Below are 18535 nucleotides of genomic sequence, written 5' to 3'. Positions count from 1 at the left end.
GGAAGTTAAGCCCGACAGCGCCGATGGTACTGCGACCGGGAGGTCGTGGGAGAGTAGGACGCCGCCGGACATTCACACTGTTAAGGGCCACCCCGGCTGGGGTGGCCCTTAACATTTGTATGGCTGTTTCTTGCGGCCCCGCGCACCCGTGCCTCGGGGCCGGGCGCCGGCGGACTGGGCACCATCCAGCCACAGGCGGAAGAGGGCGGCACACTCGCGCCCCCGCGATCCCGTGGCAGGTGCCTGCGAAGGCGCCGGCCACTCCAGGGACACTGGCAGTGCGAGGGCACCGGCCGGCGGAGGCTGGCCAGCAATCGGCCTGGGGTGGTGCTTTCACCGCCCACGCAGCTCCGGATCGGGCACGTCGTGGGCGCGGTGGCCAGGGTGCTGTATGGGGCGCCCGCCGGAGCGTGAAGGCTGGCAGTGCGGCGGCGCCGGCCGGCGGCCGCTCGCGCGTCCGTGGGGCACCTGTTGTGGACTTCGCCAGCGGTTGCTCGAGCTCGCAGTTGGCGAGAAGCGGCAGGCGCCCAGGCAGCAACTGTGCAGGACTGCATCCGCTCAGCCCCTCTGCAGTCGTCGGGCGGCGAGAACTCCACTCGACACACACCTGGGGCCTACCCCAGAGCCCCCTGGCGCAGCTGGTTGCAAGACCTAGCGACAAGCCAATCGCGAGATCTCACTTTGACTGCTGTGCCCAAGCACCTCACCCGAGGTGTCCTACTAGAGCACTCCCCTCGAACGCGTCCGCCCCGGCTGCCGGGTGCTCGGGTGGGTTAGCGGGGTTGGAAGGCTCGGCGGTAGGTGGTGGGGGAGAGGTGGATTCGGCGGGTGAAGTGTTGGCGGAGGTTGATTGCTGTGCCGAAGCCGCAGTGGGTGGCGATTTCCTCGATGGACAGGGCTGTGGTTTCGAGGAGCTCCTGGGCGTGGCGGACACGTTGGTTGAGGAGCCATTGGAGTGGCGTCGTTCCGGTTTGCTCGCGGAAGCGGCGGTTCAGGGAGCGCGGACTCGTGGCCGCATGCCGGGCGATGTCGGACAGAGTCAACGGTTCTCCAAGGTGTTCGCGCAGCCACCGCATCGTCGGTTCGAGCGAACCACTGTCGGCGGTGGGTTCCCGGTGCACGATGAACTGCGCCTGGTCGCCATCCCGCTGGGGTGGGATCACGATGTGGCGGGCAGCCTCGGCTGCGACCGCGGCGCCGAAGTCGTTGCGCACCATGTGGATGCACAAGTCGAGTCCGGTTGCGGCGCCGGCCGAGGTGAGCACATCGCCTTCGTCGACGAACAGCACGTTCGGGTCGACCTCGACACGGGGGAACCGCTGGGCGAAGACTCTCGCGGACGTCCAGTGCGTTGTAGCCCGTCGTCCATCGAGCAGTCCGGCGGCGGCAAGAATGTAGGCGCCACAGCAGACCGAAGCGATCCGCGCGCCTCGAGCATGTGCCTCTCGAAGGACCTCGATCACCTCGACCGCCGGCGTGATGTCCGTACGGATGCCCGGTACGACGACTGTGTCGGCGCTCACGGCCGCGTTCAGGTCGTATGGGGCGGTCAGTCGGTACAGCGCCACCCCACCGCGGCCGCACACGACCAGGTCAGGTCGCTGACCGCACATGACCACCTCGTACAGCGGAGTGCCGAAGACTGCCCCGTCGGCCTTGTCGACTGAGTGTGCGGTGCCGAACACCTGGCCCGGAATCGCAAGCTCGAGGCTCTTCACGCGATCGGCGGCAAGAACAGCAACACGGTGCATGGCCATAATCTATCGGAGGAGGGCATTCTTGCCGCTGTCGAGCAGGAGCGAGCCTCGCGACGATGATGTGCGTGCTCATGCTTGTACAGGTCGTTGTGTATCCCGTCGCGGTACTGCTGCTGGCTCTGCTCGGTTGGCTTGCCGACCAGCTCACAGCTCCGCCGACCTCGCGCTGTCGAGGCGCGGACGCGGAGTTCGTAGGGTTCGCGTATGCAGCGTGCGGTGATGGTGTTGATCGTCGGGTTGCCCGGAGCGGGGAAGACGACGCTGGCTCGGCAGTGGGAGGAGGAGCGAGGGGCACTGAGGTTCACGCCGGATGAGTGGATGGCGCCATTGCTGGGGGTGAACGACGACGACGGGCGCCGGTGGGTGCTCGAGTCACAGCTGTTCTGGGGTGTCGCCGCCCGCGCGTTGTCGTTGGGCGTGAACGTGATTCTGGACTACGGGTGCTGGTCCGAGACCGAGCGGGACCTGTTCCGCAACCGCGCGCACGAACTCGGTGCGCTCACGGAGATCGTCGTACTGAATCCGCCGTTCGAGGTGTTGTGGGAGCGGTTGGCGGCTCGGAATGCGGCGTTGCCGGAGGGGACGTTCCACATCACCCGCGAGGAGCTGGAGGACTACAACTCCAAGTTTCATGCGCCGGACGCCGCTGAGTTGGCGCGATGGGATCAGCAGGTCGTGGTGACCGGCGTACCGGCCGATTAGCTCTCGGGGGCGATGCCGACGAGCGCGGCGGCTGCGCAGATGTGGACCGGGGTGAGGTCGGCCGGAGCGACCGGGGCCTGCAGGAGGGTGCCGCGTTCGAACGGGGTCAGGTCGATGTCGATGCCGTGGGCACCGGCCACCAGGCCGCGGACGTACGTCAGCCAGCCCATCATCGGGATTCCGCGCCGGAACACGCCGGCTGCGGCGGCGAGCTCGGTGTCGGCGATGCTGGCCCACTCGGGTTCCCAGATCGAGACGACCGCACGCAGGACCTGGGCGAAGCGCTCGGACTGGACGAGGGCGTCCTCGTCGCTCCAGTGCAGCGTGAGCTGGTCGGACACGGTCGTGAGGGTGCCGCCCATGGACAGGTCGAACAGCCAGGGCAGGTCGCCTGTGCTCTGCAGATGCAGCCGAGTGGTGCTCGAGCCGTTGGCGAGGACCTTGGTGGTGGCCTCGACCATCTCCTGGAGCGGGGTCGAGCCGTCGGCCTCGAGGACGTGGTAGCCCCAGCGCTCGTCCTGAGTCCAGTTGTGTACGTCGGGGAACGCCACGGCGACCGCGGTCAGAGTGCGGCCGACGCGGAGAGCGCGGTGCTCGACCGACTCGTCACGGTGGGTCCACTGGGCGCGGAGGAGCCACGATGCCATTCACGCCCTCCGATCGCGAGCCGGCCGGACCTGCGCAGCAGACGGTACGCCGGTAGTCGGACGGTTGACCAGAGTTCCGCCTACCCGGCGTAAACAGTCGGAGCGGTTCTCTGGGGCTTCCACCGGTCCAGTCTGAAGCACCATCGGGTCCGGGGTAACCACCGGGGTCCGGTTTTGGCAAATACATGACTGAAGTCATGGGTGCATCGCTGGGGACCTACCGCGGCAGGGTGCCGCGGTAGGCCTGTGGAGCGGTCAGGCAGCGGGGCGGTCGGACAGGGGGCGCCGGCGGAGGTGGGCGTGATGGATGGCGGGCGGGTTGTAGGCCATGTCGAGGGTGCCGGTGTCGGTGCCCGGAGGGGCGATCTTGTCGATCTGGTCGAGGACCTCGTCGGTCAGGGTGACGTCGACGCCGGCCAGGAGGTCGTTCAGGTGGTCCATGGTGCGCGGGCCGATGATGGCGGACGTGACGCCCGGGTGGGCGATCGCGAAGGCCATCGCGAGGTGGGTGAGCGCCATCCCGGCGCCGTCGGCGACTGAAATGAGTTCCTCGACAGCGTCCAGGCGGCGCTCGTCGGTCAGGTGCCGGAAGCCGAACTGGGACCGGTGGGTGCTGTTCTCCTGATCCTTGCGGTAGCGGCCGGTGAGCAGACCGCCCGCGAGCGGACTCCAGACCAGCGCGCCCATGCCGAACTCCTCGACCACCGGCAGCACCTCGCGCTCGATGCCGCGATTCAGGATCGAGTACGGCGGCTGCTCGGTGCGGAACCTGGTCAGTCCGCGCCGCTCGGCGATCCAGTGCGACCGGACGATGTCGGAGGCCGGCAGCGAGGACGTGCCGATCGCCCGGACCTTGCCTGCACGCACCAGGTCCGTCAGCGCCGACAGCGTCTCCTCGAGATCGGTGTCGGGATCCGGCTGGTGGATCTGGAACAGGTCGACGTAGTCGGTGTCGAGCCGGCGCAGCGAGTCGTCCAGCGCACGCATCAGCCACCGGCGCGACGCCCCCGACCGATTGGGTACGGCCGGCGTCGCCCCGCTCGGGTCGAAGTCCACCGGGAAGCGGGCCTTGGTCGCGAGTACGACGTCGTCGCGCCGGCCCTTGAGCGCCTTGCCGACGATCTCCTCCGACTCGCCCCGGGAGTACATGTCGGCGGTGTCGATGAAGTTGATCCCGGCATCGAGGGCCCGGTGGATGATCCGGATCGAGTCGTCGTGGTCCGGGTTGCCGACGGCCCCGAACATCATCGCGCCGAGCGCGTACGGGCTGACCTTGATGCCGGTTCGTCCAAGAGTGCGGTATCGCATGGGATTCTCCTCAGTTCGCCTTGATCAGTTGCTCGCTCAGCTCCCACAGCCGGTGCGCCGAGGCCGGGTCGAGAGCGTGCGGTACGACGGTGGACTCGACGACCGGTTCGGCGCCGAAGGCAATGGGTTTCGGGTGCGCCGGGTCGATGATCGGCCGGCCGGACTCGTCGATCAGCTCCATGGCCAGGTACATGGCCCGCTTCTCGTCCTCGAGCATCGAGCGACCCAAGTTCGTACTCACGACGACGCCCGGATGTACGGCGTACCCGCGAATCGACTCGTCGGCCCAGCGGCGGTCCAACTCGACGGCGAACAGCACGTTGGCCGTACGCGAGCAGCGGGTCGTAGCCGGTGGTGAACTGCGGGTCGTCCCAGCGGATGTCGGAGAGCCGGTGACCCCCGGACGTCACGTTGACGACTCGCGCACCGTGCGCGGCCCGCAGCGCAGGAAGGAGCGCCAGGGTGAGCTGGAAGTTGCCGAGGTGGTTGGTCGCGAACTGCGACTCGTACCCGCGCGCGCCGCGCACCAGCGGACCCGCTCCGACGGTGACTGCCGCGCCGGCTTTGCTGAGTGCGCGCGTGGTCTCCAGTCCGATCCCGGCGTGGCCGCCGGTGACGACGACATTCGTGCCGGACAGGTCTATCCCGCGGACGACTTCGTCAGCCGTGGACGCGGCGGTGAACCCCGAGCCGAGGGGGTGTTGTTTCTGGGTCATGCCGCCAGTCTGCTCGGCGCGGTCCGGACTCTGAATAGTTGTCAGTTCGGATTTTTTGCGCGAGAGTACGGAGGTGGCGACGGATCAGCTGTCCGAGGTGTTCGACCTCGTCGAGGTGCGCGGCCTGATGTCGGGTGGCTTCGCGATGCGCGGTTCCTGGGTGACGCGCGGCCTGTTCAGCGAGCCGTTCAAGTTCATCGCGATCGTGTCCGGCCGAGCCCGCCTCAGCTCCGACGGCATCGAACCGATCGAGCTCGAGCCGGGTGACGTCGCCATCCTGAACAGCCGGTCCTGGCTGGAGCTCGAAGGCGGCGCCGGCGACGGACCGCGCCGCGAGATCGAGCCCGAACCTGGCTTTCCCTCGCCGCACCTGATCGGCGCCGACAGCGAGATCGACGACATCGTCATCGGCGGCCGCATCGAGCTCAACCCGGCCGGTCAGGCGTTGCTCTCGCAGGCACTGCCGCCGGTGGGGCACGTGCGCGGATCCGCCTCCTCGACGGCCAACCTGCGCGGGAGCCTGTACCGCCTGTACGACGAAGTGACGTCGAACCGACTGGGTTCCGCCTTCGCGATCCGGCAACACAGCCAACTCGTGCTGCTCGAGGTGTTGCGCGCATACCTTGACCAGGCCGACTTGCCGCCAGGCGGGCTCAGGGTGCTCACCGACGTACGGCTGAGGCCGGCGCTCAGCCTCATGCATGACGAGCCCGGGAAGTCCTGGGGGCTCGAGGAACTGGCGCGCGCCGCGGCGATGTCGCGGACGTCGTTCGCCGAACGGTTCCGGACCGTGGCCGGCGTACCGCCGCTGACCTATCTCAACCGCTGGCGGATGTTGCTGGCTCAGCGCGCGCTGCGGGACGACGACGTTCGCGTCGGCTCGCTCGCGTCCGACCTGGGATATGCGTCGGAGAGTGCGTTCAGTACGGCGTTCAAGCGCGAGGTCGGCGAATCCCCGTTGCGTTACCGGCATCGCGTGCGCAACGAGGTGCCGGAAGACTCGCCCGTGGAGTCAGCGATCTAAGGCGTCAGCGTCGGCGCCGCCAGCTCCAAGGTGGGCGTCGTCCCGCGGTAGGACTCCAGCCAACTGCGGAGCAGCTCGACGCGCGCGGCGTACTCCTCGTTGCCCTTGACTACCGGCGCCTGGTTGTACGGCATGGTGTCCGAGCTGCGCCGGAGCTTGACGTAGAGGCGGGACGACGAGAGCGCGTAGCGTTCCATGTCGTCCTGCAGAGCGCCGATGACCGTGATGTTGCGGTCGCGGCCGATCTGCTCGAACAGGGCGACGGCCTCGCGGCGGTGTTGGGACCCCAGGTTCCGGCCGAGCTCGTCGAGGATCAGCAGCAGCGGACGGTCCGAGCCACCGGCGAGCGCCGCGGCGCACACCAGCTTGACGGCCTTCTCGTCCATCTGGGCGGTGTTGCCCTTCACGTTGAACGCGGAGAACGGGCCGCCTTCGGAACGCCGCCACTTCGGCGTGACCGTCCAGCGCCACGGCTTGTCGGGCTCGGCAGGCGGGTCGGGCTCGGGGAACTCCAGCTTTGCGCCGTACCCGCCGTACTGCTGGTCGAGGCGGTCGAACTCCTGCGACACCAGGCGAAGTCGCGCTTTGATGCCGTCGGCAAGGGATGCGCGGTGCGCGCGGGCGGTGCTCTCGGCCTCGCCGAGTCCCTCGCGGGCGCGTTCGAGGGCGGCGTTGCGCTCGGCGCGCTGGCTGGCGATCTGCTGTTGCTGCAGGCTGTCGAAAGTCTCGTGCTGCGCGAGGTGGCTGCTCAGCGTCCGGTGCAGCGCCGGGACCAGGCCGACGCGGACGCCGAGCGTGCCGTTCGTCCAGCCGTCCGGGCCGTTCAGGATCTCCCACAGCTCGGTCGGGATCTCCTCGCGCGAGCGCGCGTTCGGGAAGCAGCGGCGGATGACGTCGTCGATCTGCGTGCAGGCCTGGTGGTTCCAGTCGGCCGTCGTACGGCGTTGTGCGTCGTCGGCCAGTCCGAGGATGAATTCCTCGGCCTCTGCCGGCGTGGATCCCCACGCGGTGGTGCGGGTCGCGAGGTCGAGTGACGTCTGCTCTTCGAGGAGCGTGAGCCGCCGGGCCATCAAGTCGTCGAGCAGGCGCTCGTGGTCGCGACGGGTGGCCTCGAGGTTCTTGAGCCGTTCGTCGCGGACGAGTTGCTGACCGGCTGCCGCCTCGGCGGACTCCTTCGCGGCCTGCAGTTGGGGCGCGAGCGAGTCGCGATCGGTCTCGTGTCGGTCGATCGACTCGCGCAGCGCAAGGATCTGCTCTTGCACCGACTCGGCGTCGGCGAGTGCGCGGGCGGCCGCCGTACGGCGCTCTGCCTGCTCGACTCGGGCACGCGCCTGTTCGAGGGCTGCGGCCGCGACGGCACGGGCCTCGACTGCGGCTTCGACGCGGCGGCGGGCAGCCTCGATCCGCGCCGTGCGGCCGGTCAGCGGCTCGTCGAACTGGCCGACGGCCACGACTCCGGCGACGTCGTCGATGTTCTCCTTGGTCGCACGCTCACCGATCGCCGCGAAGAACCCGTCCAGGTTGAACCGCTTGTCGGCCGACTTCGGTCCACCCTTGCCCTTGCGAGCCGCGCCGGGCCGATTCGCGAGCACCAGCAGGAATCCGGCGTACCCGGCGTCCGCCAACGCGGCCGACGCAACCGCGGCATCACCGAAGTCGATGACAACGGCCTCCCGGTACGGCGCGAGCCGCGGCTCCCACTCGGCACGCTCGGCTGTCGACAGCTCCGTGATGTCGGTGAGCGCACCACACTCGAGGCCTGCGTTCTCCAGCACCTGTTGCTGCGGGGCCGACACCGTCTGACCGCTCTCGGCCTCCCGCAGCTCAGCGGTCGCGAAGTCGACGGCGGACCGAGCCGCGTGGTCGCGCCCGATGTGCTCCTCGAGTACGGCGCGGGCCTCGTCCTGCTCCTCGCCGGCGGCAGCGAGATCGCGCCCGTCCGCCGAACGCCCCGCATCGAGGAGACGGCGGTGCTCCTGTCCCAGCCGCTCGAGCTGCTCGCGCACCGACCGTTGGGCCAGGTCGAGCTCACGGTCCCGCGCGTCCAGTTTGTCTCGCTCCTGACGGGTCAGCTGGACGTCCCGCAGTAGCACCTCCTCGTTGCCAAAGGCATCGATCTCGGCGTCGACCGCCTCCCGGCGCGCTTCCTGCTCGGCGATCCGTTCGTCCAGTACGGCGAGCTCCTGCAGGATGTCGCTGTTCCGCGCGTCGCCGTCGATCAGGTGCCGGGCGCATCGGGCCTGCCAGGACTCCTTCGCCGCAGCGAGCGCGTCCCGGGCAGCCGCGCGCTGCAGGATGCCGGCCTCGACTGCGGCCATCTCCTGCTCCCACCGCTGCAGATCGGCCGTCGCCTGCTTGGTCGCCTCGCGCTGAGTGTGCTCGGCGGACCGGTGTGCCTGCTCCTGCTCGAGCTCGTGGTCGAGGCCGGTGAGGGTCGCGATCGCGTTGAAGATGCGGGCCGGGCCGAGCTCGTTCAGCGGCTCGGCCAACAGGTTGGCGGTCGGGCTCGAACGGACCGACGTCGACAGGAACGACACGCAGCGGACCTGGCCGCCGTAAAGAACTGTGGACAGCTTGTTGGCGTGGAAGTCGGTGCGGCCGTTCGAGTGCGGCAAGGCGGCCCAGAGCGCGTCGGCGCCGGCGGCCCGCTCGGCCTCGGTGGCGCCGTACGGCACGTGCAGGCCGTTCTTCCAGCGCAGGTCGATGTACGACGCCTTGCGGTTGATCCGGATCCACACGGTGATCGCGGCGGCCTCGATCTCGGCGAGGTCGGTGAGGTCGGGCTCGGAGAACACGCCGACGATGTAGCCGCGGTCGACGTTCGACCAGTTGCCCTCCTGACCTGCGGCCTCGGCGGTGAACAGCAACTCGGCAGCACCGGGCGCACCGCTGGTCAGGCGCCATTGGTCGTCGGCGTGCAGCAGGCTGAGCGCCGCGATCCAGGACGACTTGCCCGCGCCGTTCGAGTCGGTCGGACCCTGGCCGGCCACTGTGACGAGCCCTTGGCCGACCATGGGAATCGGGTGCGTCGACAGGCGCGACAGGTCGACCACCTGTACGCCGAGCAACACCTTCGACCCGAGAATGTCGAACGGGCCGTCCTCCACCGGAGTGCTCATGCCATCCCTTCCCCGGTACGGCCGTCAGCCGCCTGCTCAGTCGGTGTCGTGCTGCTGGTTACTTCATCGGCCGGCTTCGTCCAGGTGCCGTTGCGGGCTCGGATGGCTTCGGCGATAGGGCTGGCTGGGGCCGCGGCCAGGATGAGATGGTCCTGGAGACGGCGGCGGGCTGCTGGTGTCATGCGCTGGAGTTGTGGGCCGGGAATGTAGCTGGGCCCGCCTGAGTGGTCGCCTGACAGTTGGATCAGCCCAGCTGCGCGGAGGCGCTGGAGGGCGAGGCGGCGTTCCTCGCTGCTGATCTTGGTGGTGCGCAGCTCGTCGACGGTGGTCGGGCGGGCCGACTTCCAGCTGTCGCCGGTCAGGATCCCTTCGCTGCGGGGGATCGCGACGGAGTGGATCAGTACGAGGACCAGTACTGCGCGGTCGACGACCGACAGCGGTTGCCAGCCTTGTGCGGTCAGCGTTGCCGCGATGTCGTCGGCGTAGCCGGAGGTCCAGTGGGTGCCGTCGACGTGGACCAGCGTCCGGCCGATGAGCTTGAGCATGCGTGAGACATGTCGACGTAGCGTCACGTCGCGCAGGGCGGGCAGTTGCACCTCGGCCACCGGGTGCGCGGCGTACTGGACTGCGCTGAAGGCAGCCAGCACCTCATCGCGGGCTCGATCGCTCAGGTCCTGCAGCAGCGGATCGAACAACGCATGCTGCTCACTCATCAGCAGCCTCCGACTCGGTAGCCGGCAGTGGGTCGCGTTCCGGCTCGGGAGGTGGTGCGTCGGTGAGGACTGCAGGTGGCGGATCGGGGAGGTGGCGGCAGAGGTCTCGGAGGGTGGAGAGGTCGGTCGCGGTCCAGGTGATGGTGCGAGGACCGAGGCGGACTTCGGCGGCCTTCTCGTTCCAGAGCAGCCAGTGGGTGGCGTGCAGGCGGCGGAGGCTTCCGATGATGAGGGTGAGGTCGCTGGACTGTTCCGGGCGGCCGCGCATTCCGGCGTACACGGACCTCACCTGCGCGAGCGTGCCGACGGAGCCCGGCCAGGCGGGACCGCTGCGGTCCGTCCAGCAGCAGGCGACGCAGATGGAGAGGACACGAGCCGTCTCGTTCGGTTGCTCGACGGCGACCGGGGGAGTGCCCAACTCCTCCAGCACCGTGTGACCGGCTCCCGACGGCAGCGTCGGCACGAGCCACACCGTGGAGCCGTCCGGCGACGCGGCGCGGGTTAGCCCGGCGACCGCGGGTGTGTCCGGTTCAACCTCCAGCGGGCCTGCCGACTGCACCTTCGCCCACCACAACGCGTTGAAGAGTCGGCGCTCCACGGCCTCCGAAGATGGCGTGCTCATCGCGTTACCCGCCGGAACACGCCCTCGGTCGCCCACGGTGTCCCCGCGCTCGGGTCGATCCGCATGCCGTCCGACCACACGAGCTCGTACTCGAGCTCGTCGTGCAGGTGCGCCGCCGTCAGCTCGGCCAGCACGCGGCGAGCCGTGATCCAGTCGCCGGCCTGGTCGACCACCTCGACGATGTCGACCGACGGGCGCCCGGCGAGCACGCGCTCGGCCTCGGCCCGCAGCTCTTCGCGATCCGTGGCCGCCGCTGACTCCGGGGCGACCGTGTCCTCGGTCGGCCGCGGCGGCGCCATCCGGGCGGACCCGGTACGGCGGCCCGTCTCGACGGCCTCCACCATTGTCTGCGGCGAGAAGTCCGGCGCAGCCGCGTCGAACAGCAGTCCGTCGAGGACACTCGCCAGTACGTCGGGCTCGCTGGTGCGCGTGAACGTGAGCCACGTCTCGATCGGCAGTAGTCCGAGTGCACGCGTCGTACCGGCTCGCTCGACCAGGCGGCCGGCGGCGAATTGTACTGCGTCGGCGTACGCGGCCAGCGCCATCCGGAGCGACGTACAGGCGCGGTGCAGGGCGGGCCAGCGCTCCAGGACGATCCGGTGGACCTTCTCGGCCTGCTCGATCAGGCGTTCGTTGCCCCAGGCGAGCTGTGCGTTCTCCCGCAGCTGGGCAGTGGTGCTGGTCGACACGAGGATCGCGAGCTCGTTGCCCAGCAGGCGGAACACCTTCGTGAGGCGCTCGATGGACGCCTGCCCGTCGTCCTCGGTCGCGCTGGGGTCGCTGACGCTGTGCGCCTCCAGGGTGAGCAGCTGGTGCAGCTCCGCCTGGCCGCCCTGCACGGACATCCGGCGCAGGAACATCAGCATCACGTACGGCGCGAACGCGGCGCGGTGCCGGAGCTCGTTCGGACGGTCGACGAGTTTGGTGATGGCGCCGTACTGCCTCAAGACGTCGAAGCGGCGGACGATCACGTCGTGCGGGTAGGAGCGGCAAGCGAGGGCGGCCTGCTCGACGGTGAGGCCGTCGCTGCCGGCCTCGGCGAAGGCGTCGAGGATGGCCTGGTCGACGTCGAGGAGGTCGGGGTCGACGATCATCGCGCCGGCTTCGCGGGCGAGTACGGCGAAGACCTGACGGTAGACGCGCAGTACAGCCGCCTCGGCCTCGGCGTCCAGCAAGGTCGCGTCCATCAGTACTCCTCCCGTGTGTGTGGCCCCGCGCGAGCGGAATCGGCAACAGGAGAAGGACTCTAACCACCGCCGGGGACAGACCAAAACTGGGTTGGGCGGCACCTGTGGACAAACGGAAAGACAGAGGGAGTGGGGTGTGCACCGACAGACCAAAACCGGGTTGGGCGGGGGTTGTGGACAAGTTGGGGTGTGGAAAAGCGGGTGACTGGGTGTGCGGGGGATGCCTACCATCCGAGCGTGAAGAGAATCCTTGGCTGAGCGGTCCAGGCAGACCGCGCTCAGACCACGGCGCCTTCGGGCGTTCGCCACGCCGGCGCGGACCCGCGACAGGGTCCCCGGCGCGCTTGCTGATTCTCTCCTCACGGAGCTGGCACATGACTGTGCACCGCATTGTCCCCGCGGCGCGCCCCATCGGCGCGCATCACCCCCGAGTCCGCGACCTGCTCGCCGTGCGCAAGGACGGCGTACCCGGCCGGATCATGATCGAAGGCACCTGGGAACACGACCGCCTGCTGACCACCAAGACCCCGATCGACACCTTCTTCTGGTGCCCCGAGACCGGTACGACGGCCGCCGCCGAGCGGATCGCCGAACGCGCGACCGAGGTGTACCGCATCTCGGAGAAGCTGCTCACCCGGCTGTCCCGCAAGACCCGGTCCGACGGCCTGATCTCGATCGTCCGGCTGCCCACCTGGCGACCGGAGACGTTCGAGTTCACCGGCTCCTCGCTCGTCCTGGTCGCCGACGGCGTCGAGTACGCCGGCAACCTCGGCACCCTGATCCGTACCGTCGACGCAGCCAACGCCGACTGCCTCGTCCTCACCCGCCGCCGGGCGCGGCCGAGCCACCCCGCGGTGTACTCGGCCAGCCGCGGGACCATCCTGTCGACCCCGGTCCTCGAGTTCGACGACATCGCCCAAGCGGCCGACTGGCTGTACGGCCACGGCTTCCGCATCCATCTGGCCGACCCGGCGGCGGCCGGCAGCTACCGCGGCGGCGCGTACGACGGCCCGACCGCGTTCGTCGTCGGCTCGGAAGGCAACGGCCTGTCGAGGGCCTGGCACGAGCAGGGCTGCGAGGCGGTGTCGATCCCGATGCTCGGTCAGGCGGACTCGCTGAACGTCGCGCTGTCCGCCGGCATCCTGCTGTTCGAAGCGCGGGCTCGGAAGGACGGGTGGTGACCGGCCAGGCACAATTGCACCGCCACCCGCCATCCGGAGACTGAGGAGTGACACGTGACGTTCGAGCCTGGAGAGGTCGTCGCCCCGGGAGACCCCCGCATCGTCCTGGAAGGCCAGTGGGGACACCAGCCGGGGCTGGCGATCACCGTCAACTCCGGCTCGCGGATCTCGTTCTCCTTCGCCGGCGAGCGGCTGCAGCTGCTCTTCGACACCGCCGGCCTTACCGTCGCGCCGCACCTGTGGATCACGGTCGACGACGGTGATCCGGAGCTGCACGTCGTGGACGGCCCGGTGATCGAGCTGTCCGCGCCCGACGGCCGGCACCAGGTCGAGATCGTGGTCAAGGACGTCAACGAGCACGTCAACCGGTGGAACCCCCCGTTCGACTGCGCGGTCGTGTTCGCCGGGCTGGTGCTCGACGTGAACGCGCGGCTGCGGCTGAGCGGTCGTCCGGGCGGTCCGCGGCTGGAGTTCTACGGCGACTCGATCACGCAGGGCGTGCTCGCGCTGAGCACTCATCCGGAGTCGGAGGGCGCCGACGGTACGGCGTCGTACGCCTATCTGACCGCGCGGGCGTTCGGCGCCACGTCGTACCAGGTCGGTTTCGGGCGGCAGGGGATCCTCCGGCCGGGCAACGGCGACGTGCCGCCCGGAGTGGAGTCGTTCGGCTGGAACTTCGCGGGCTCGCCGGCCGAACGGGTGGAGCCGTCTGACGTGGTCGTGGTCAACCTCGGTGTGAACGACGAGACGTTGGAGGCGGAGGAGTACGCCGGCTTCGTACGGCGGGTGCGGACGGCGTACCCGGAGACGACGATCGTGTCGGTGACCCCGTTCAACGGCAAGCACGCTGACGTGATCCAGGCCGCGATCAAGTCGCTCGACGACGCCAACGCGGTACTGGTCGACTCGACCGGCTGGATCACCGACGCCGACACGACCGACGGTGTCCACCCGTCCGTGGCCGGACACGCGAAGATCGCCGAGCACCTCGTCGCCGCTCTCGAGACCCACACCTCGCTGCGCCGCCGCTCCTGAGGGGCTTGCACGCCGGAACCGCTCTCCGCACGATGGCGGGTATGGCGGAGAACAAGTTCGCGAACGTGGACGAGTACATCGCGTCGTTCCCCCGCGACGTCCAGGAGGTGCTGGAGGAGGTACGGCGTACCATCCGCTCGGTCGTCCCGGACGCGGGGGAGAAGATCAGCTACCAGATGCCGACGGTCACGGTGGACGGGAAGGCGCTGATGTACTTCGGCGGCTGGAAGGGGCACGTGTCTGTGTACCCGATCCCGCCGGTCGACGACGAGCTCGCCGCGCGGATCGCGCCGTACCGCTCGGGGAAGGGGACGCTCAAGTTCCCGCTGAAGGAGCCGATCCCGTACGACGTCATCGCGCGCTTGACGGAGGCCTTCGTCGCGGCGCGGGCGCAGTAGTCAGCGGAGGAGCTCCTGTGGGTCGGGGGAGGGCGGGCGAGCCAGGGTCCAGTCGCTGAACTGTTGGTCGAAGCGGTACCAGAGGCCGTCGGGGCCCAGACGGAGCTGGATGCGCCCGGCGGTGACGCGATTGCCCTCGACGGTGCCGCCCAGCGCGTCGACTCCTTCGGCGAGGGCCTGCGGGTCGAGGTCGACGGGCATGTCGATGGTGGCAGCGAGCCCGCCAGGTCCGCCTTCGCGCCAGGCGACCGCCCAGCTGGTCAGTTGGCGCGCGGACACACCGGCTCGATGCGCGAGGTCGGCCAGCTCTGGGGTGCCGAGCAGACCGGCGGCCCGGCGGGCGAGATCCTGATCGGAGCTCAGCCGAAGCCCGCCGTCCCCGTCACCCGACGCAAACTCCCAGGCCCGCCGCGCCGCATCAGTTGCCAGCACCACCAGATCCCGCACATCCACACCAGCCGCCCGAGGCGGATCCAAAGCCTGCACCGCCGCCGGCACCCCCGCAGCCCCCATCGGCCGCGGAACGGCAGGTGGGGTGGCGGTGGGGTGTTTGGGGGCGAAGGCTTGCTTGGCGGGGAGGCCTGGGGGTGGGGGTTGGCGGACGGGGGTCGTTGAGGTTGTTGTGGAGCGGCGGGTGCGGAGGGTGGTGAGGAGGTCGTCCCGCGGGCGGCCTCGGAGGAGGAGCAGGGCGAAGGGGTCGTCGTCCAGGGCGTCGGCGATGAGGTAGCAGACGGCGGCTGAGTGTTTGCAGGGGACGGCGAAGTCGGGGCAGCTGCAGTTCGTGTGGACCTCGCCGGCGCCGGGGAGGAGGTCGAGGCCGGCGGCGTGGACGTCGTCGACGACCTCGGGCGGCAATTCGCCGTCGAGGAGGGCTGCTACTCGGCCGATCTGGGACGAGACCACGTCGAGTACGGCGTCCCACTCGGCGGCCGTGAAGGCGCGGATCCGGACCGTCACCTGGTACGGCGTGACGCGGCTGCCCTGCACCACGGCCTCGACCTCACCGGGTGAGACCGTCAGCTCGAGCACACTGCCGCGACGCGCGTACGAGCGGCCACGGGACAGCCGGTTCGGATCGAGCCGGGCCCGTTGCTCCAAGGCCTCTAACCACGCCCGCCCCCACCACGTCGCCCCGAACGGTCGTCGGCTCCCCGGCCCCTTGGCCGCCGGCAACCCCGCATCCTCACCCTTCCGCCGCCACCCCTGCCACGGCACCCGCTCATTCATCATCATCACCAACCACCACAGAACCCGTTGGGGGAGGTGATTTGCCTATTGCGGACGGGTTGTAGGCGCTGGCGGAGCCGGACTTTGCTGGGGTGGTCGAGAGTTCTACGAGTTCGGTGAGCTCGGCGTCCGACAGCTCGCTCAGCCAGGCCTCGCCGGAGCCGACGACCGCGTCGGCCAGGTTGCGTTTGGCGGCGATGACGGTGGAGATGCGGTCTTCGAGGGTGTTCTCGGTGACCAGGCGGTGGACCTGGACCGGCCGGTCCTGGCCGATGCGATAGGCGCGGTCCGTTGCCTGGTCCTCAACCGCCGGGTTCCACCACCGGTCGTAGTGGACCACGTGCGTGGCCTGGGTGAGCGTCAGGCCGACCCCACCCGCCTTCAGCGACAGCAGGAAGACCTGCGCCTCGCCGGACTGGAACTCCGCCACCAGCTGCTCGCGCTTCCGCACCCCGATGCCGCCGTGCAGGAACAACGACTTGATCTGCCGCGCCGCCAAGTGCGCCTCGATCAGCCGGCACATCTCGACGTACTGGCTGAAGATCAGGACCGACTCGCCCTCGGCCAGGATGACGTCGAGCAGCTCGTCGAGCGCGGCCAGCTTTCCGGAGCGGCGCTCCAGCGGACCCGGCTCGTGCAGGAACTGCGCCGGGTGGTTGCACACCTGCTTCAACTGCGTCAGCAGACTCAGCACCAGCCCGCGCCGCGCGATCCCCTCCGCCGACTCGATCTTGGCCAGCGTCTCCTTCGCAACGGCCTGGTACAGCGTGGCCTGCTCCACCGTGAGCGGTACGACGACGTCGTGCTCGGTCTTCTGCGGAAGCTCCGGCGCGATCCCGGGATCGCTCTTCCGCCGCCGCAGCAGGAACGGTCGCGTCACCCGCGCGAGCCGAGCCGTCGCCTCCTCGTCGTGGTACCGCTCGACCGGTACGGCGACATCGTGCCGGAACCGGTCGAGGGTGCCGAGCAACCCCGGCGCCGCCCAGTCCAGGATCGACCACAGCTCGGACAACCGGTTCTCCACCGGCGTCCCGGTCAGCGCGATCCTGGTTGCCGACGGCAACGTCCGCAGCGCGCGCGCCGTCCGGGACAACGGGTTCTTCGCATGCTGCGCCTCGTCCGCGACCGCGAGCCCCCAGAACACCTCGCCGATCACGCGGTGGTCCTGCCGCACGACGCCGTACGTGGTCAGGACCACCTCGTCCGGCGCGAGGTCGCTCAGCGTGCGGCCGGCGCCGTGGTACCGCCGGGTCGGGACGTCGGGCGCGAACCGCGCGAACTCCCGCTCCCACGTCCCGAGCAGGGTCGACGGGCAGACCACCAACGTGGGTCCGCGGCCGGGCAACGCCAGGTGCAGCGCGATCACCTGGATCGTCTTGCCAAGACCCATGTCGTCGGCGAGACAACCACCGAGCCCCAAGTCCGCGAGCTGAGCCATCCACGCGACACCGCGCCGCTGGTAGTCGCGCAAGGTCGCGTTCAGCCCGGTCGGCTGCGCGAGCGGCGCAGGCTCCTCGGAAGCCCGCAGCCGGGCGAGCATCGACGCCAGCGACCCGTTCGGATCGAACGCGACCAGCTCGCCATCGACCTCGATCGTCCCGGTCAGCGCGGCACCGAGCGCCTCCGCGCCGGTCAGCTTCCGCGTGCCGCCCCGCCGCAGCTTCCGCACCAGGTCGTGATCGACCCGCACCCAGCGCCCGCGCATCCGGATCATCGGACGCTTCGCCTCCGCGAGGGCTGCGACCTCCTGCTCGGTCAGCTCCTGCCCGTCCAGCGTCGGCCGCCAACGGAACGCCACGAGTTCGTTGAGGTTGAAGTCTGGCCCGGTCACCGCGCCCGGGGTCGGCGTCGCGACCGTGCCACGCACAGCCAGCTCGCCCGCGAACAACTCGGTCGGCCACAGCACTTCGATCCCAGCGCCCTCCAACGCAGTGCTGCCCTCGGCCAGCTCCTCGAGCGCCTCGTCGTCGACCTCGACCTTCGACGGCGCCGCATCACGCAACGCCGCCCCCAGCGGCGGCCAGACCCGAGCCCCACGCCGCAAGGCGAGCAGCAGATCGGTCTCCGCCCGCTCACCCAGCGCAGACAGTACGGCGGCAGGTGCATTCCACACGTCCTCGACGTCCACCAGCAGGCTCGGATCCATACCGCTCCGGAGCTGCAACACTGCCCGGAAGTCGGTGTCGTCCTCCGGCGGCTCGATCCGCAACACCAACCGCGAGCCGGCCTCCTCGCTCTGCGCCGTCTCCTCGAGCCAACCAGTCGGCCCGGTCACCTCGACCGGATCAACCGACGCGAAGGCAGCCGCACCAGCCCGTACGGCGCCCGCAGCCGCCGACGTTCGCACCAAGGTGTCCGCGAGAGCATCCCAGAACGCCCGCACCAACTGCTCCGGATCGACCAGCCGCACCGGTCGCGTCCCGTCGATCGGCAGCGCATGCGCGTACGGCGGCATCGATGCGCCCAGATTTTTCAACCAGCCGCGGTCCAGCGGATCCAGGGGCGCCACTCGCCAAGCGCCGTACCCACTCGGGCTGCGGTCCGGCACCAGCCGTCCCCGCGCGATCAACCCCAGCCCCGCCAACGCCGCAGTCCGCCAGACCTCCCAGCTCGCCGAGCCGCCGTCGGACCAGGTTACCGAGCCGCGGTCGGACCAGCTCGGTGAGCCGCGGTCCGAGCCGTCCCGCACCCGGTCAAGCACTTGCTCGATGGTCAGCAAGCGCGCCGGCACCGTCGTCCGCCGCACCTGCGACCCCTTCGGCAGCACCAGCGAGACCGTCCCGTCCGCGACCTCACCCACCGCCGCTAGATCGCCGTACAACGCCAGCCGGCCCGCGCGCGGCGGGTCGGCGGGGACGAAAACGGCGTCGAACATGCCCTGCACAGTACGCCGGACCAC

15 protein-coding genes are annotated in these 18535 nt (G+C 69.7%); 5 read left to right on the top strand and 10 right to left on the bottom strand.

All coding sequences use genetic code 11. From position 1 onward, the window contains the following. Positions 1 to 773 precede the first annotated feature (773 nt). Positions 774 to 1751 carry a GlxA family transcriptional regulator gene (locus tag ACIBGM_RS44750; protein WP_396389046.1) on the bottom strand — a complete coding sequence of 326 codons (978 nt, stop codon included), beginning with the start codon at positions 1749 to 1751 and terminating at the stop codon, positions 774 to 776. A 210-nt stretch (positions 1752 to 1961) separates the two neighbouring features. On the opposite strand from ACIBGM_RS44750, the gene ACIBGM_RS44745 reads away from it, so the two are divergent. Then, a complete protein-coding gene (locus ACIBGM_RS44745; protein WP_360527277.1) occupies positions 1962 to 2459 on the top strand; it encodes an AAA family ATPase in 498 nt (165 codons plus the stop codon). Here ACIBGM_RS44745 and ACIBGM_RS44740 read toward each other — a convergent pair. From ACIBGM_RS44740 to ACIBGM_RS44730, 3 genes are all read right to left on the bottom strand, one after another. After that, positions 2456 to 3106, bottom strand: a complete 651-nt coding sequence (locus tag ACIBGM_RS44740) for a hypothetical protein (RefSeq protein WP_360527280.1) — start codon at positions 3104 to 3106, stop codon at positions 2456 to 2458. The two genes, ACIBGM_RS44745 and ACIBGM_RS44740, sit on opposite strands and share 4 nt — an antisense overlap. A 255-nt stretch (positions 3107 to 3361) precedes the next feature. Further along, complete coding sequence (locus tag ACIBGM_RS44735; RefSeq protein WP_396389045.1) at positions 3362 to 4414, bottom strand: aldo/keto reductase; 1053 nt, start codon at positions 4412 to 4414, stop codon at positions 3362 to 3364. 10 nt (positions 4415 to 4424) lie between these two features. Next, positions 4425 to 4733, bottom strand: a complete 309-nt coding sequence (locus tag ACIBGM_RS44730) for a hypothetical protein (protein ID WP_396389044.1) — start codon at positions 4731 to 4733, stop codon at positions 4425 to 4427. Between the two features lie 470 nt (positions 4734 to 5203). Here ACIBGM_RS44730 and ACIBGM_RS44725 point away from each other — a divergent pair, with 470 nt between their 5' ends. After that, positions 5204 to 6154 (top strand): AraC family transcriptional regulator, encoded by a 951-nt coding sequence (locus tag ACIBGM_RS44725; protein ID WP_360527289.1) that lies wholly within the window; start codon positions 5204 to 5206, stop codon positions 6152 to 6154. Here ACIBGM_RS44725 and ACIBGM_RS44720 read toward each other — a convergent pair. The 4 genes from ACIBGM_RS44720 to ACIBGM_RS44705 are packed head-to-tail and all read right to left on the bottom strand — an operon-like array spanning position 6151 to position 11795. After that, complete coding sequence (locus tag ACIBGM_RS44720) at positions 6151 to 9273, bottom strand: chromosome segregation ATPase (RefSeq protein ID WP_396389043.1); 3123 nt, start codon at positions 9271 to 9273, stop codon at positions 6151 to 6153. The genes ACIBGM_RS44725 and ACIBGM_RS44720 overlap by 4 nt on opposite strands. Next, a complete protein-coding gene (locus ACIBGM_RS44715; protein WP_396389042.1) occupies positions 9270 to 9986 on the bottom strand; it encodes a hypothetical protein in 717 nt (238 codons plus the stop codon). Before ACIBGM_RS44715 ends, ACIBGM_RS44720 begins: the two co-directional genes overlap by 4 nt. Further along, positions 9979 to 10608, bottom strand: a complete 630-nt coding sequence (locus ACIBGM_RS44710; RefSeq protein ID WP_396389041.1) for a hypothetical protein — start codon at positions 10606 to 10608, stop codon at positions 9979 to 9981. The genes ACIBGM_RS44715 and ACIBGM_RS44710 overlap by 8 nt, the downstream gene beginning before the upstream one ends. Then, entirely contained in the window at positions 10605 to 11795 is a 1191-nt protein-coding gene (locus ACIBGM_RS44705) for a hypothetical protein (protein ID WP_396389040.1), read from the bottom strand. Before ACIBGM_RS44705 ends, ACIBGM_RS44710 begins: the two co-directional genes overlap by 4 nt. Before the next feature lie 374 nt (positions 11796 to 12169). Between ACIBGM_RS44705 and ACIBGM_RS44700 the strand changes: the two genes are divergently transcribed. The 3 genes from ACIBGM_RS44700 to ACIBGM_RS44690 are packed head-to-tail and all read left to right on the top strand — an operon-like array spanning position 12170 to position 14409. Next, complete coding sequence (locus tag ACIBGM_RS44700; RefSeq protein WP_396389039.1) at positions 12170 to 12976, top strand: TrmH family RNA methyltransferase; 807 nt, start codon at positions 12170 to 12172, stop codon at positions 12974 to 12976. Between the two features lie 54 nt (positions 12977 to 13030). Continuing rightward, complete coding sequence (locus ACIBGM_RS44695; protein WP_396389038.1) at positions 13031 to 14011, top strand: SGNH/GDSL hydrolase family protein; 981 nt, start codon at positions 13031 to 13033, stop codon at positions 14009 to 14011. A 41-nt stretch (positions 14012 to 14052) separates the two neighbouring features. Next, positions 14053 to 14409: an iron chaperone gene (locus ACIBGM_RS44690; protein ID WP_396389037.1), complete on the top strand. Its 357-nt coding sequence runs from the start codon at positions 14053 to 14055 to the stop codon at positions 14407 to 14409. Here the strand turns inward: ACIBGM_RS44690 and ACIBGM_RS44685 are convergent, their stop codons facing one another. Continuing rightward, on the bottom strand, positions 14410 to 15636 hold the full coding sequence (locus ACIBGM_RS44685) for an SWIM zinc finger family protein (protein ID WP_396389036.1): 1227 nt from the start codon (positions 15634 to 15636) through the stop codon (positions 14410 to 14412). Further along, positions 15629 to 18511 (bottom strand): DEAD/DEAH box helicase, encoded by a 2883-nt coding sequence (locus tag ACIBGM_RS44680; protein WP_396389035.1) that lies wholly within the window; start codon positions 18509 to 18511, stop codon positions 15629 to 15631. The genes ACIBGM_RS44685 and ACIBGM_RS44680 overlap by 8 nt, the downstream gene beginning before the upstream one ends. Positions 18512 to 18535: the final 24 nt, after the last annotated feature.

It is taken from the genome of Kribbella sp. NPDC050470, from assembly GCF_044458365.1.
Taxonomy (GTDB): Bacteria; Actinomycetota; Actinomycetes; order Propionibacteriales; family Kribbellaceae; genus Kribbella.
The sequence above is the reverse complement of the archived record's forward strand: the minus strand, read 5'-3'. Positions and strand labels throughout refer to the sequence as shown.